Origin of the sequence: Citricoccus muralis (assembly GCF_003386075.1) — a bacterium.
Classification (GTDB): Bacteria; Actinomycetota; Actinomycetes; order Actinomycetales; family Micrococcaceae; genus Citricoccus; species Citricoccus muralis.
In genome coordinates this window covers 2,317,794-2,332,510 of record NZ_QREH01000001.1, presented here as the reverse complement: position 1 = coordinate 2,332,510, position 14,717 = coordinate 2,317,794, and the positions used below count along the sequence as shown (strand labels likewise).

The 14,717-nt window shown below is 65.5% G+C and carries 7 protein-coding genes; 3 read left to right on the top strand and 4 right to left on the bottom strand.

Features of this window, described 5'->3' with window-relative positions:
• Positions 1–2: 2 nt before the first annotated feature.
• The 4 genes from C8E99_RS10325 to C8E99_RS10310 all read right to left on the bottom strand — a co-directional run bounded on the left by C8E99_RS10325 (position 3) and on the right by C8E99_RS10310 (position 7,195).
• Positions 3–3,434: a DEAD/DEAH box helicase family protein gene (locus C8E99_RS10325; RefSeq protein WP_115933399.1), complete on the bottom strand. Its 3,432-nt coding sequence runs from the start codon at positions 3,432–3,434 to the stop codon at positions 3–5.
• A gap of 151 nt (positions 3,435–3,585) precedes the next feature.
• Positions 3,586–4,518: a restriction endonuclease gene (locus tag C8E99_RS10320; RefSeq protein WP_115932221.1), complete on the bottom strand. Its 933-nt coding sequence runs from the start codon at positions 4,516–4,518 to the stop codon at positions 3,586–3,588.
• Complete coding sequence (locus tag C8E99_RS10315; protein ID WP_115932220.1) at positions 4,518–5,678, bottom strand: restriction endonuclease subunit S; 1,161 nt, start codon at positions 5,676–5,678, stop codon at positions 4,518–4,520. The genes C8E99_RS10320 and C8E99_RS10315 overlap by 1 nt, the downstream gene beginning before the upstream one ends.
• The gene (locus tag C8E99_RS10310; protein ID WP_115933398.1) at positions 5,675–7,195 is read right to left on the bottom strand and encodes a type I restriction-modification system subunit M; all 1,521 of its coding nucleotides are present in this window, start codon (positions 7,193–7,195) and stop codon (positions 5,675–5,677) included. The genes C8E99_RS10315 and C8E99_RS10310 overlap by 4 nt, the downstream gene beginning before the upstream one ends.
• A gap of 496 nt (positions 7,196–7,691) precedes the next feature.
• On the opposite strand from C8E99_RS10310, the gene C8E99_RS10305 reads away from it, so the two are divergent.
• Genes C8E99_RS10305 through C8E99_RS10295 form a run of 3 tightly spaced genes read left to right on the top strand, consistent with a single transcriptional unit; the run spans position 7,692 to position 14,658 of the window.
• Positions 7,692–8,933, top strand: coding sequence for a DUF6361 family protein (locus tag C8E99_RS10305; RefSeq protein WP_115932219.1), 1,242 nt, complete (start codon positions 7,692–7,694; stop codon positions 8,931–8,933).
• Positions 8,933–10,813 carry a phospholipase D-like domain-containing protein gene (locus tag C8E99_RS10300; RefSeq protein WP_115932218.1) on the top strand — a complete coding sequence of 627 codons (1,881 nt, stop codon included), beginning with the start codon at positions 8,933–8,935 and terminating at the stop codon, positions 10,811–10,813. The genes C8E99_RS10305 and C8E99_RS10300 overlap by 1 nt, the downstream gene beginning before the upstream one ends.
• A complete protein-coding gene (locus tag C8E99_RS10295) occupies positions 10,810–14,658 on the top strand; it encodes a helicase-related protein (RefSeq protein ID WP_245952252.1) in 3,849 nt (1,282 codons plus the stop codon). The genes C8E99_RS10300 and C8E99_RS10295 overlap by 4 nt, the downstream gene beginning before the upstream one ends.
• Positions 14,659–14,717 lie beyond the last annotated feature (59 nt).

Here is a 14,717-nt window from a genome sequence, read left to right as displayed (position 1 = left end):
CGTTAGGCGATTTCACCGACAGCATCCTCCGATGCCGGGAGACTCGTACTTCCGAATCGATTGACGAGGTCGAAGATTCGGTCGACTGTGTCCGCGGGGAAAAGGTCATCGGGTCCATGGGGAGCGATGTCCGTATACGGGGGCTCGTAGAGCGCGCCGGCCGTCATGCCACCGCCGCGGGTGAGCTGAGCGATCAGCATGTTCAATAACTTCAGCTGACGGGTGTTCAGCGTGCTTTCGGAGATGAACTGAGCGAACGCCTCTTGGACAGCCTCGGGATCCAGGCCCACTAACGAGCGGATGAATCCGGCGAGATCACCGGCAGCGGCGCGTTCCAGGTCCTCACGGGATCCGGCACCGCTGTCCAGCAGTATCTGCTCAAGTGATGCGAGGTCGGTCGTCGTCAGCGCCCGTCCGCGGCGCAGCTTCTGCATCGTGATGTGCTCGAGGTGCCCCTGCAGATAGAGCGCCGCCCGCTCACGGTAATAGGACACGTCAAATGCGGAGTGTTTGACGCCCTCCAAGTCCACCTCGGTGAGTTCTCCGCGGACGTCCTCGAAGTTCGTGTAGACGAGGTTGCGCTTACGCCTCTCAATGAGCGGGACGAGTTCCCGTAGCTTGCCTCTGACCGTCTCGAGCCAGAGGGGGTCCACGGTGGTCCATGCCCCGTCCTCGGCACCCATCTCCACGACTGCGTCGATCACGTGCAGCTGCGCCGCGATTTTCGGGATGTTCTGCTGGTCCTTAAGTGCCGCGGCGATCTTCACCAGCTGGGCGCCCAGTTGCGCGAGTCCGGCCGTGTCGCCGTTGAGCGCCGCGAGCTCGGCCTGCAGGACCAGCAGATCGAATCGCTTGGACTCTTCCTTTCCTTCGCCCGGGACCACAGCGGCCAAGGGGGCAAGCTCCTGGTCGACGACGGCGGCGTCGAGGTCGGTGAGCTTCTCCCAGGCCGAATCCTGGGCAAAACGCTCGACGGCCGCTAAATGCGGTCTGACCAGAAAGTTGTGCGCGGGTAACCCGCGCACGGTCGAGCCGAGGTGCGACACGAGATCGGCCCGGAATCCACTGTCGTATCCGGTCAGTGCGGCGGCACGGAGCAGCTGGACCCGGGTCGCGAAGGTCCGCGCGGCCAGGGAACGCCCCAGTGTGGCGTCGGGTGCGGAGAGTCCGGCGTTGAAGAACTCGGCGTTGCCGCAGACGTCGAAGACGAGGAAATCGGTCTTGGGTTGGTCGGGGCCGTAGAGGTCGGGGCGTAGTCGGGTGCCGCGGCCGATCATCTGCCAGAACTTCGCCTTGGACCGTACGGGCTTGAAGAACACCAGGTTCACCACGTCGGGCACATCGATGCCGGTGTCGAGCATGTCGACGCTGACGGCGATCTGCGGGTCCTTATTGGGGTCGGAGAAGTCGTCGATGAGCCGCTGGGCGTAGTTCACGCTGTGGGTGATGACCCGGGCGAAGTTCCCTGCCTGGGCGGGGTAGTTGGCGTCGAAGCGTTGGACGATGAACCGGGCGTGGTCCTGGTTGCGGGCGAACACGATGGTCTTGCCGAGCTTGTCGCCGCCGGCGACCTTGTGCCCGCGGTCCATGAGCACTTCGAGCACCTTGTCGACGGTGTCGGTGTTGAACAGCCACCGGTTCACCTCCGGGGCGGCGACCTCGTCGGGGATCAGTCCGTCCTCGTCCCACTCCTTCTCGTCCCACTCCTCCTGCTCCTCGGGGGAGAGCTCGTCGTAGCGAACGCCGGCGCGCATGAACCCGACCGGGACGTCGATCACCCGGGGCGGGACCAGCCACTCGTCTTCCACGGCCTCATCGAGCTCGTAGGCGCTGGTGGGGTTGTTGTTCTCGATCCCGAACAGGGCGTAGGTGTTGCGGTCGACCTCGCTGTGCGGGGTGGCGGTCAACCCGATGACCAGCGCGTCGAAGTAGGCGAAGATGTGGCGGTACTTCTGGTAAACGGAGCGGTGTGCCTCATCCACTATCACCAAATCGTAGTAGCCGACCCCGCGCCTCTCCGGGCCGGTCACCTCCCCCGAGGTGGAGGCGTTGATCAAGTTCATCATGGTCGGATACGTCGAGACGTGAATACGGCTGCCTGCGTCCTCGTCGCTGCCCAGGATCGCCGGCGAGGAGCCGGGGAGGAGGTTCTTGAACGCGCGGGCCGCCTGGGTGACCAGCGCGTTCCGGTCCGCGAGGAACAACACCCGTTTCACCCACCGGTTCTCGCTGAGCAACTGGGTCAGTGCCACCACGGTGCGAGTCTTTCCCGTGCCGGTCGCCATGACCAACAGGGCCCGGCGGCGCTTTGCGTCGTCGAAGGCCTCGGCGACGGCGCGGATGGCCTCCTGCTGGTAGGGGCGGTCGGCGATGCCGACCGGGATCGGCGCCTGAGCCAGCGGATGGCGTTGGGTCCGGCGATCGACCATGAGCTGGAGTTCGTCGCGGGTGTGGAATCCCAGGACCTCACGCTCCGGGTAGAGGGTGTCTTCCCAGAGCCAGTGCCGGTAGCCGTTGGAGTAGTAGATCACCGGGCGCTGCCCGTAGGCGCGCTCGAGGCAGTCGGCGTAGTACTTGGCCTGCTGCTGGCCCGCGTGGGCGTCCTTGGAGGTCCGTTTGGCTTCCAGCACGGCCAGGGGCTTCCCGTCCGCGCCCCACAGCACGTAGTCCACTGCACCGTCCCCGTCTAGGGTGCCGGCTGCCGTTGGCATGGTGTGGACGGGGAACTCGCGCACGTTCCGGGCCGTGACGTCCCAGCCGGCCTCGGCCAGGTAGAGGTCGATGTACTCACGGGTACCGACCTCCGTGTAGTCGTGCTCGTCCGGGATCTTCTCGTTGGCCTTCTTCGCGGCCTCGACCTCAGCCTGCAGCGCCTTGATCCGTGCCTCGTACCCGGCCTCCTTGCCGGCCGCTTCCTTCAGCTCGGCATCCTTCGCGTCGAGCCTGCCCGCCAGGGCCTCCGCCTCGGCCTTGGTCAGCTGCACGACACCGGAGGCAGGCTTCGGGGCCAACAGCGCCGGATCGAAAGTGGTGCCCGATGAAGGACGAGCGCCGGGGTCCGTGGTGTAGCGCGTGGCCAGCCAAACACCCACATGGAACAACTCGGCCACGACGTGCGCAGAGATCTGTGTACTGACCGGCTGGGCCCCGTGAATGCCCTTGTTGGCCACCTTACGGATCGCGTGCATCTTGTCGCGAACCATGGGCGGAACCAAGGCTTGGAACCGTTGCTCAGTCAACCGGTTGTTCAGGTCATCGTGCAGGGGTACGCGCAGGGTCGGGTCGGCCGTGTAGAGCCAATCGACCAGGGCTTCTAAAGCGCGCCGGGCATACAGCAGGGAACTGCGCGCATCCCGCAGGGCGTACGTTTCGGCGGCTCGAGCGTCCCCGAACACGCCCGGCCACTGGGCAGACAGGAAATCATAGTTGGACACGCGTCCGTCACCGCTTGCGCCCTGGTCCATTCGCTTCCCTTCAGCCGCACCAAACACACCTATGCCCTGATGCTAGCCATTGCCACCAGATAGGCGTCATAGGGACTACTCCCACGTCAACGCGGTCTTCGAGCCTGCTGAGGTCTAGGTGCTATTCGAAGAAGTCCTCGTCGATGCCCACCACGTCGTAGCTCTGCTCCACCTGGACACCAACGCGATACTTGATCATCAGCGAAACCAGACGCTGACCATCAATCAGGATCACCCTAGTCGGGATGCTCTTCGCATAGTCGCGGGCGTTCTGAGTGAACGTGCTGGTAGTGATGAAGACGCCCCGGCCGGCCCCGAACCCGTGCAGCGCGCCGATGAACGCCTGGATGGTCTCGCGGCCGACGTTATTGCCCTCGGCATAGCGCTTGGCCTGCACATAGACCTGTTCAAGGCCCAGTGCGTCCTGGTCGATAACCCCGTCCACACCCCCATCGCCCGAACCGCCGATGCGTCGCCCTTGCTGTTCGGCCCCGCCATAGCCCATGGCCAGCAGCAACCGGACGACCGCTTCCTCGAAGAAGTCCGGGTGGCTGTCTCTCAACCTCACTAGAAGAGAGTCACCGACGTCAGTCGTGATGCGGTTGATGCCGGCCTCGATCTGCTCGATCGGGTCGGCAGCGTCCGGCAGGGATGCCTCCGGCATGACGGCGGCAGCGTCCTTCTGTACATGTGGCCAGTAGGGCGCGAAGAGATGGTTGGCCTCGGAAAAGCTACCGATGCCTTCCGGATGCTCAGCGAACCACGTCCGGCCCACCTCGGTGATGCGGTAGTTGGCCCGGAGAGGGCGTTCGATGAAGCCGGCCTTAAACAGGTTGCTAATGGCCCAGCCGAGGCGCTGTTCCGACCGCAGGCCGCCCGAGCTGAGCGTCTCGGCCCGCGCAGCTTCCGAAAGGCCAGCGATGTCGATGGCCCGTCCGACGATGTCGCGGCGATGCAATGTGTCCCCGTCGGACAGTGCCGTCAACACGTGCTGCACGAAGTGGGGCCAGATCGGCACCTTGGACTCGAGTGGCTCGGCTGCGTCCGCGGTCATCACAGATGCCCCTTGTACGCCCGGTCCTGTAGGGACAGGAGGAGATTGTCGAGTTCGGCTAGCTGGGCGCGGTGAGTCGCCTTTAGGCGTTCGATTGCAGCAACCCGGCCCGCAAACTCCAGCTGTCGTTCGAGGTTGGGCACGGGGAGCTCTAAGGGCGCAAGATCCTTCTTGTTCAATTGAGGCACAGAACTACCGCTTGAAATCGAAGCCAAATCGAAGCCGGAGAACCAGGTAAGTAAGTATGTGGAATCAAGCAGGGGACCGGGAGCTACCCCCATTAGGTTCGGATCCAGCACAGTAGGCCGAACGGCCAAGCGTTTCTTGTTAGTTGCAATCGAGGCTCCACGCTTAGGGAATACCACGCCGCCTGCAGGGCAAAGAGACCCTCGGGTCCGGATCTCCGGTGTCCATTCGGCGGTCCGAACCAAATTGGATTCATTTCCCGGTCGGTTCATGTCGGACACCCTAGCGAGGAGGTATCCACCGGGTTGTCCTACGAACACTTCACCGTCTGGAAGGGTACCGCCCGCATGAAAGCTTGCGACCTCGCCAAGTACACGTTTGGGGGCGGTGGATCCAGCAGACATCTCGTGGAAGATGGACTGGGTGAGGGCGTCGAGGTGGCCGATGGATTCACGGCGCTTGGTCCGCAGAGCATCGGCCTTGTCGAGGATGTCGGCGATGCGACGCTGCTCACTTAGCGTTGGTAGAGGAAATTCAAGTTCATTGAGATGCTCGTTCTTTAGATTGTTGATGTTTGCGCCCGCCGCCAGTGAGGACACGGTGCGTCGATAGCGCGACGTCTTGAAGTAATGGGCGAAATACCGCTGGTCCACCTTCGAGGAAGGTCGCAGTACTTTGCAGAAGGCTCCGAAGGTTCCAGCGAATGAATCATCGATGGCAGCTGCTTTTCCCACCGCGTCCAGGCTGCCGCTGGACGCCACTAGGACGACGTCGCCATTTCTAAGTTTCTGCTTCTCCGAAACCTTTTCAATTGGTACATACTGAAGGTCCTCAAGAATCAGTCCGTGGGCACCGATGTTGCCTCCACGCAAAAGCGCGGAGTAGCCCTCTGCTGGCGCCGTCCGAACTTCCGATTTGTTGTAGGACACTCCGCGTACTTGAACACTGATATCTTCGACTTTTACGTGATTCATGCGAGGAGCCTCTTTAGCTCCGCGAGATTTTCGACGACTTCCTGGTCGAGCCGCTCGATGTCGGCGATAATGTCCGCCGGGGTGCGGTGTTCGACCTCGTCATATTCGATTTCCTTGTATCTGTTGATCGACAGGTCGTACCCATTCCCCGTGATCTCAGCCCTCGGGACCACGAACGACCGTTCGGTGCGTGCCCGACTGAGTTCCACCGTCGATCGTTCCTCCCCGAATTCACCACGAAGGGCACGCCAACGCTCCAAAACATCGGGCAGGTCGGAACTCTCGAGCGGGGTGCGCTTATCGTCCAGACTGAAGCCGTCGGAGGCCACGTCGTAGAACCAGACGTCTCCCGTGCCACCGGAGTCGGTGCGGGTGAAGAACAACACTGCGGTGGATACGCCCGCGTAGGGCTTGAACACTCCGGACGGCAGCTTGATCACGGCTTCCAGCAGCTGGTTCTCCACCAGCTCCTTGCGCAGCTGCTTGTGCGCGTTCGAGGAGCCGAAGAGCACACCGTCGGGCACGACCACGGCGGCACGGCCACCAGGCTTGAGCAGACGCAGGAACAGCGCCAGGAACAACAGCTCGGTCTTCTTGGTCTTGACGACCTTGAGCAGTTCTTTGGAGGTGTTCTCGTAGTCCAGGCTGCCGGCGAAGGGCGGGTTGGCCAGGACGACGTCGTACTTCTCCTCGTCGGCCGAATGTAGGTCGGCCAGGGAGTCGCGGTTCTCGATGACCGGATTCTCGATGCCGTGCAACAGCAGGTTCATGGCGCCGATGCGCAGCATCGTGGAGTCGAAGTCGAAGCCGTGGAACTGGTCGTTGTTGAAGAACGCCCTCTGGGTCGGGTCGAACATCAGGTCCGGGTTGTGCTCGCGGAGGTGTTCGCCCGTGGCCATGAGGAAGCCGCAGGTGCCAGAGGCCGGGTCACAGATCGCCTCCATCGGTTTCGGGTCCCGCATCTCCACGAGGAGCTTGATGATGTGCCGCGGAGTGCGGAACTGGCCGTTGGTGCCGGCGGTGGCGATCTTGGAGAGCATGTACTCGTAGAGGTCACCCTTGGTGTCGCGGTCCTCCATCGGGATGCGGTCAATTAGGTCCACTGCCTTCTGCAGCAGGTGGTCCTTGGTGATGGTGAAGCGCGCGTCCTTCATGTGGTGGCTGTAGGAGGAGTCGCCGCCGTCGGACTGGCGGGTGAGCTCCTCGCGCAGGAAGGGGAAGATGCTTTCGCTGAAGACCGTGAACATTTCAGTCTTGTCGAAGTTCTTGAACTTCGACCAGCGCAGGTCTTGGTAGGAGCGGCCGAACTGGTCCGTGCCGTCGGGAAAGATCGGGTGTTCGAGGTGCTCGCCCGTGCGGGCGGCCTTGCGCTCGGCGGCGGTCTGCGCGTCGTCCAGGCGCTTGAGGAAGAGCAGGTACGTGATCTGCTCGATCACCTCCAGCGGGTTGGAGATGCCCCCGGACCAGAATGCGTTCCAGACGCTGTCGACTTGGGACTTCAGTTCACCGGTAATCACGTCCTTCAGCGTATCGGACGGGGCTGACGGGCTAATCCACATCATTGGGACATACTCGGTCATTCGAACGAGCTCCACCCCCCGCTAATCAGGGGCGCCCTGTGTCGAAAGTCAGCTTTGTACGATCGAGATAGGATGCCGTCTTGGGCTTAGTTCTGAGACGGAAATACATGGCGTGTCGCCATCCTCGGTCACTGTCTTGGGGGAGTGTCCCAGTTCTAAGGAAGTGGGACACTTCACCAGGCCCTCTTCGCAATCAGACGCTCTCCATTGAGCTGTATCGTCGGTGGCACCTGAAAGAGTCATGGCGTGACTGAAATCGCATCCACGACCTGTAGCGATCTGAGCCCCCGGACTTTCTCACTCCCAGTGTCGACATGGGTATTTCGTAGGTGAAAGCGGAACCGCTGATGGTGATCTTGTCCAGTAGGTGTGGCATGCCATTAGACTCCGATGCAGTCCCGACATTTTTCGACATTCGTGCCACAATCCGCACATGACCTCCACCTTCGGCTGGCTCGCCATCGACCCGAAACAAAGGCGCCGCATGATGGAGGCCGTGGATCAGTTCCGGGATGAGACGACCCTGGACGATCTGGGGTTTGGTGCGATCCGGGATGCCTTCTCGAATACCCTGTTCCCCGGGGTCTCCTCGATCCAGACCCGGCTCCGGTACGTGTTGTTCATCCCGTGGCTGCTGCAGGAGGCCAGCCATCGGGACACCGTGGGACGCATGCAGTCGCAGTTCCGCGAGGCCGAATTCCGGCTCATCACCGCACTCCAGAGCGGCAAGGAAACCGTCGGCGTCATCGGGCGCGATGCCGGCCGCACGCTGCAGCGGCTCCCCAGCGAGATCTACTGGGTCGCGATCGGCCGGTGGGGCCTCGTTGAGTCCGGCTTCTCCGCCCGTCGATACTTCGAACGCGAACTGCTGCGCCGTGAGGAGCTCAAGGCCACCCCTCGCGCCGACGATCCCGACGTGCCGATCCGGCTGACGCCCACCGGGCTCGACCCGCGCTTGCCACCCCCACCCGAGCATCTGCTGCGGGAGACCACCTTCGCCCTCCGCCCCGAGGACGCCCGCTACCTGCGGGAGGCCATCACCCGCACCGCGGCCGGCTCCCTGTTCGCCCACCTCGTCACCCACCGTCCGGAGAACTGGACGGACGAAACCAACCAGCCGGCCGGCGTCGGGGATCCAGCCATCCGGCAAGGACTCCCGCCCGAGCTGGAGGCCCTCGTGGACCGCGCCACCAAGTTCGCCCTCTACGCCCAGGGAGCGAACCTGCTCTACAACCTCCTGGTCGCCGAGGCCACGCACAAGACCGACCAACACGGTTCCGCCCTGGAGGAGGTCTACACCCAGCGACTCGGAGAATGGTTCACGGAGGTTCAGGATGTCAAACCCCTGCACGCCCGGGACCGGGAGCTGATCTGGCAGACGGTCATCCACAGCGGCCGGCGGCTATCCGCAACCACCAAGGACTTCGTCGGCACCTGGGCGGACGCCGTCGCGAACGCCCGAGCCGCGGCCGACCTCATTGGCAACCATCAGCTCCGCTGCAAGATCGTTGGCCGCGAGCGGGAGAAGAAGGGCCCTCGCGCCCGGCTCACCCCGGGCAATCAACTTGCCCTCGATGCCTGGGGCGGCGCCAGCGGCACAGGTCGCTTCGACTACCTGTGGACCAACGCCCGCCGCCACCTGCAGGACCTCTACGACGCGGAGGAGACCGCCTGATGCTGCACCCGGAGTCCACCGTCCTGCTCACCGACGCGTTGCGCCCGCCCGTCGGATTCCGCCTCGACCACGCTGTTGTCACCACCTACACCCTGAACCTCACGGCCCTGCTCATCGCGCCGATGACCTTCTCCCTCGGGGACGTGGACAGCGCTGACGCCCTCGCCGCCGGGGACCCCGTCCGGCTTCTCGACGCCGTACAGCGCCACGTGGAGCACACCACCGTCTTCGTCCAGACCGCCGGCATCCACGTCCCCGCCAGCCACAGCCGAATCCACACCTTCCTCGAGGACAGCATCCACGAGGTGCTGCCGCCCAACGAGGGCCACCTCTTCCACCCCAAGCTGTGGGCCGTGCGCTTCGCCGACGACGCCGGCGCCCTCCACCACCGCGTCATCGTCGCCAGCCGTAACCTCACCCTGGACAATTCCTGGGACACCGTTCTGGTCCTGGACGAGGACCCAGACGGAACCATCCCCGCGGCGCCCGCCGCCGATGCCGTCGCGGCCCTGCCCACCATGGCACTGGACCCGCTCCCGGAGGCCCGGGCGGCCGCCGTCGCCGATCTGGCCCGTACCCTGCGGGCAGTCACGCTCGCCGCACCCGAACCGTTCACCGGCGGCAGCCTGCTCCCGCTGGGGCTGGACGATGACCGGCCCTGGCCCTTCTCGGCGGACCCGGAGCGGGTGCTGGCCATCAGCCCCTTCGTGTCCGCCGAGACGTTGAAATCCATCCGCGGCACCAGTTCCGAGGCCATCCTCGTCTCCCGGGCCGAGGCCATGGACCTGCTCGGCCGGCGCCAACTCGACGGCTGGTCCACGAGGGTGCTGCACCGCGCCGCCGAGGAGGGCGACGACGATCAGTCCAGCCTGCGAGCTGTGGACGAGTTCACCGCCATCACGGATACCCCCGACGGCGCGGACGAGAGCGGCGCCGTCGCGGTGATCCGCCTGGACGGGCTGCACGCGAAGACGGTGGTCCTCGACCTGCCGGGCGGGCAGTCCATGGTGGTCACCGGCAGCGCCAACCTGACCGGCCAAGCGTGGAGCGGTGGGATGGAAATGAACGCGGTGCTCACCGGTCCCACCGCCACGTGCGGCGTCCACGCGGTGCTGGGCCAGGGCCGGGAGAGCCTCGGCCTGGACGCCATCCTGCAGCCCTACACGCCGCAGCACGAGGCCGGTACCACCGATCCCGCGATCGCCACCAGCTACCGGCTCGAGCAGTTCCACCGGGAGCTGGCGCGGCAACGGCCCGAGCTGGTGGTCACCGAGCTGGATGAGGACCGGGTGGAAGCTCGGCTGAGCCTGACCATGCCCGACGACGGCCCCGGCCAGACCCGCGTCTGGCTCACCACGGTGCCCGCTCAGGTCCGGGACCTGGCGCCCGAGCAGAGCTGGGAGGTGGCCCCGGTCAACGTGACCCCGTACCTGGCCGTGGAGACCACGGCCGGCGAGGGCGAGGGGCGGGTGACCCGCCGCTGCATCCTGATGATGCGGCTGCGGGGCGATACCGCGGACCGCCGCGGTGCGGTGCTGGCTGCGCTCCTCTCCAACCAGTCCGCCGTCCTGCGGTACCTGGCCCTGCTGCTGGGCCTGGACCCGCTGCAGGCCGAGTCAGCACCGTTGGAGGATGTGATGACGGTGACCGAGCAACTGGATGCGGCAGGTGACGGAGGTGCAGGGCCACAGCTGCCGCCGATCGTGCTCTTCGAACCGCTGGTCCGGGCCGCCGGACGGGACCCGCAGGCGATGGCGTCCGTGGCTCGGCAGGTCGCCGAACTGCGGGAGATGCCCGGTGCACAGGACCTGGTCGCACCAGAGTTCCTGCAGATGTGGGACGTGGTGCTGCGGGTGGCGCAGAAGCGGGGGCAATCATGACCGAACAGCGGCCTGACTTGGAGCGGATTCTGAGCGGTCTCAAGCCCTTCCAACGGGCGACGGTCGATCACGTCTTTCGGCGCCTGTGGCTGGACGAGGACCGGGTGGACCGGTTCCTCGTGGCCGACGAGGTGGGTCTGGGCAAGACCCTGGTGGCCAAGGGCATCGCCGCCCGAGCCATCGATCACCTCTGGGACGAGGGCCGGCCCATCACCATCGTCTACATCTGCTCCAACGGGCAGATCGCCCGGCAGAACCTCGCCCGTCTCCGCGAACTCACCGGGGGAGAGCTGCAGGACAACGCCGACCGGTTGACCATGCTCCCGGCGACCATGGGTGCTGGACGGCAACAGCGGCTGCAGCTGATCGCCTTCACCCCGGGCACCTCCCTGAACCTCGGCCAATCGACCGGCAAGGCCTCCGAGCGGGCGCTGCTGCGCTGGATGCTGCTCCAGGTGCTCGGGGCGAAGGAGGTGGGATTGTCCTCCTGGTTCACCTATCTCGCGGCCACCTCGGGGCGTGAGGGTTTCCGGCGTGCGGTCAACGACCCGGCGAACCGGCCGGACCTGGCGCCGGAACTGGTGGAGGACTTCCGCCGATACCTGACCACGGCCCCCGGGCCGCTGGGGACGGGCGCCTGTCTGCTGGACGAGCTGCTCGAGGACCAGGAGGCCTGGGCGAACCAGCGCCACCGGCCGTGGAAGACCAGACAACGGCGCAACCGGCTGATCGGGGCGCTGCGGATCGCCATGGCCACGGTGTCCGTGGACCGGCTGAACCCGGACCTGGTCATCATGGACGAGTTCCAGCGGTTCAAGGACCTGTTCCCGAACCTCGGCGAGACGGGAACCGCCGGCCTCACGGATGCCCAGCGGCTGGCCCAGCGGGTCATCACCACGGAACGGGCCAAGGTCCTGGTGCTCTCCGCCACTCCGTACAAGATGTACACCCTGCCGGATGAGCCCGACGGCGAGGACCACTACCGTGACTTCACGGACACCATCGCCTTCCTGACCGGTGCCGAGAAAGCGCGGGACGTGACCCATCACCTCGGGCTGCTGCGCGAGGGCATCCTGCAGGACACCGCCGAGGGCCAGGCCGCGGCCGAGGCCGCCCGGTCCCAGGCCGAGGCCGCGCTGCGCAAGGTGATGTCCCGGACAGAGCGGCTCTCCGCCACCCCCGATCGGGACGGGATGCTCACCGAGCGAAGTCTGGGACCGATGACGCTCGAGGAGGCCGACCTCGAGGGCTGGCTGGCGGTCGATGCGATCGGGCGCCAGGTCGGAGGGCAGGACCCCTTCGAGTACTGGCGGTCCGCGCCCTACGCACCCAACCTCATGGACAAGCACGGCTACCAGCTCCAGGAACAGTTCCTCACCCAGGCAGAGAACAACGACGCCGGCCTGGTACCGGTGCTGCGCGAGCACCGGAGCGCTTTGCTGGACTGGGAGACCATCCGTGAGTACGGGCCGATCGACCGGGTGAACGCCAAGATGCGCGTGCTCGTGGATGACCTGATGGAGCACGAGGCCTGGCGGCTGGCCTGGATGACCCCGTCCCTGCCGTACCTGGAACCGGGCGGAGCCTACGCCTCGGAGCAGGCGCAGCGGTTCACCAAGCGGCTGATCTTCTCGTCCTGGGCCGTAGTGCCCAAGACGGTGGCCGCCCTGGTCAGCTACGAGGCCGAGCGGCGCCTGCGCGCAGAGTCCGGGGCCGCCGTCGACTCCTCCCACCGCTATGGCGACCGACGGACCGCCGTGCCCCTGACCTTCAACTGGGACCACGAGAAGAACCTGCCCAGGAACCTGCCGAACCTGACCGTGCTGTATCCCAGCGTGACGCTCGCCCGCCTCGGTGACCCCCTGCTGCTGGCAGCCGAGCACCGCTGGGAGCTGCCGCTCGAGCGCGACCAGGTCCTGGCCGCCGTCGAGCAACGCATCGGCGAACTGCTCGCGGGGCTGGACATCCACCCGCAGCCCGGGAAGGAGGGGGTGCGGCGCCGCTGGTACGGGGTGGTGCCGTACCTGCTCGACGCGGCGTATGCCGCCGACGGGAGCGAGAACGGGCGGCTGCGGCAGTGGCTCAAGGACGAGCGCGGTGAAGGGTCCCTCCTGGTCGATCACATGAGGTGGGCGAGCCGGCCGGGCGGACCGGACGTGGTTGAGATGGGGGAGCCGCCGGAGGACCTGGCGCGCGTGCTGGCGCAGATGGCCCTCGGAGGCCCGGGTGTCTGCGCGCTCCGAGCGCTAGCCCGGGCGGAAGGCGGCACGCGATTCGTGGCCGATCCCGAGCTGCGGAAGGCGGCGGTCATCGCCTCCAAGGGGATGCGGTCCCTGTTCAACAAACCCGAGATCGTCTCGGCCGTGCGTGGTGCCGTGGGCGGTACTGCTGACGCTTCGGACGGGGAAGGCGCGGACATCGACTCGTACTGGAACCAGGTGCTGCGGTATTGCGTGGATGGGAACCTGCAGTCGGTGCTCGATGAGTTCGTGCACACGCTGGTGGAGTCCGAGGGGCTGAGTGGCACTGGTGTGCCGCGGGGTGGGCGGGCTGAGGCTCTGGCAGACCGTCTGGCGGCGACGGCATCCATCCGGTCCGCGCAGAACGCGGTGCAGGACGTGCGCGAGGCCGGTGGACAGATCACGGTGGCGGAACGGCACCTGAACTCCCACGTTGCCGCCCGCTTTGGACGGGTGCAGTCCTCTGAGGCAGCCGTGGAGCGAGAAGCCACTGTGCGCGAGGGCTACACGTCGCCGTTCTGGCCGTTCGTCATGGCCAGCACCTCGGTGGGGCAGGAGGGGCTGGACTTCCACACCTACAGCCACGCGGTGGTGCACTGGAACCTGCCGAGCAACCCCGTGGACCTGGAACAGCGTGAAGGCCGCGTGCACCGGTACAAGGGCCATGCCGTGCGCAAGAACGTGGCGGCCGTCTACGGGGACCGCGCCGTGACTGCGGATGGTGATGATCCATGGGCTGCTCTCTTCTCGGCTGCCGAGGCGGACCGTGCCGAGGGTGATTCCCTGATCAACCCGTACTGGGTGTTCCCCGTGGAGGGCGGGGCGATGATCGAACGGTACGTCCCCGCGATGCCGCTGAGCCGGGAGGCCAAGCAGTACACGCAGCTGCGCAAGACCCTCGGGGCCTACCGGTTCGTGATGGGGCAGCCGCGGCAGGAAGACCTCATTCAGTATCTGGGAGAGGGAGCGGAGAAGTTGCGGATCGACCTCAGCCCGCCGCCGGCGAGTATTCCGGTGCGAAGGACCGTTGTGGCGGAGACCGGAGCGGCATCTCCTGAGGTTGGCGCCGAGGCTACGGGCGCTGGTCGAGAAGACCGGGGTGCTGAGGACATCCGATTCGATGCCTCGGGGCGAGTGATTCCGAGCGGTGGCAACCCGGCGTTACGGGATGCCTTCTTACTGCAGTTGGAGAAGCACAACGACGCCGCCGGACAAGAAGCCGTGCTGGACATCATCCACGCGTGGGATGCGATGGGCGGTCGGATCAAGTACGGCACATCCAAGTCGACCTCATGCTTCCTTATCTGGGACAAGATCGACGGCTCGACGATCTGGCCGATCAGCATCACACCGAACTATCTAGAGGTGGTATTCCAGTACCTGGCAGAGAGGGCACCCTTTGACGATGAAGACAAGCGTCACGAGTTGCGCCACAGTTTCAACCGACTGGAGGGCGTGGACATCGCCGAGGATCGCATCTCCCGGCGCCCCAGCATCCGCCAGCACATCGTCGCCCGTGAAGGTAGCGCGGAACGGGTGATCGAGGCGCTGACCTGGTTCCGTGACACCGTGCTGAAGTGGGAGCGGCAACAAGCTCAGCGTTGAGAGCGACACTCATTGCGGTGTCCGCCGGTCTTGCTACCGTGTCACCCACGAGGACGTGG

Bases quoted from the DNA above. Each gene is read 5' to 3' on its own strand.
- C8E99_RS10320 (WP_115932221.1), bottom strand. From the start codon at position 4,518: ATGACCGCGGACGCAGCCGAGCCACTCGAGTCCAAGGTGCCGATCTGG.
- C8E99_RS10315 (WP_115932220.1), bottom strand. From the start codon at position 5,678: ATGAATCACGTAAAAGTCGAAGATATCAGTGTTCAAGTACGCGGAGTG.
- C8E99_RS10305 (WP_115932219.1), top strand. From the start codon at position 7,692: ATGACCTCCACCTTCGGCTGGCTCGCCATCGACCCGAAACAAAGGCGC.
- C8E99_RS10300 (WP_115932218.1), top strand. From the start codon at position 8,933: ATGCTGCACCCGGAGTCCACCGTCCTGCTCACCGACGCGTTGCGCCCG.
- C8E99_RS10295 (WP_245952252.1), top strand. From the start codon at position 10,810: ATGACCGAACAGCGGCCTGACTTGGAGCGGATTCTGAGCGGTCTCAAG.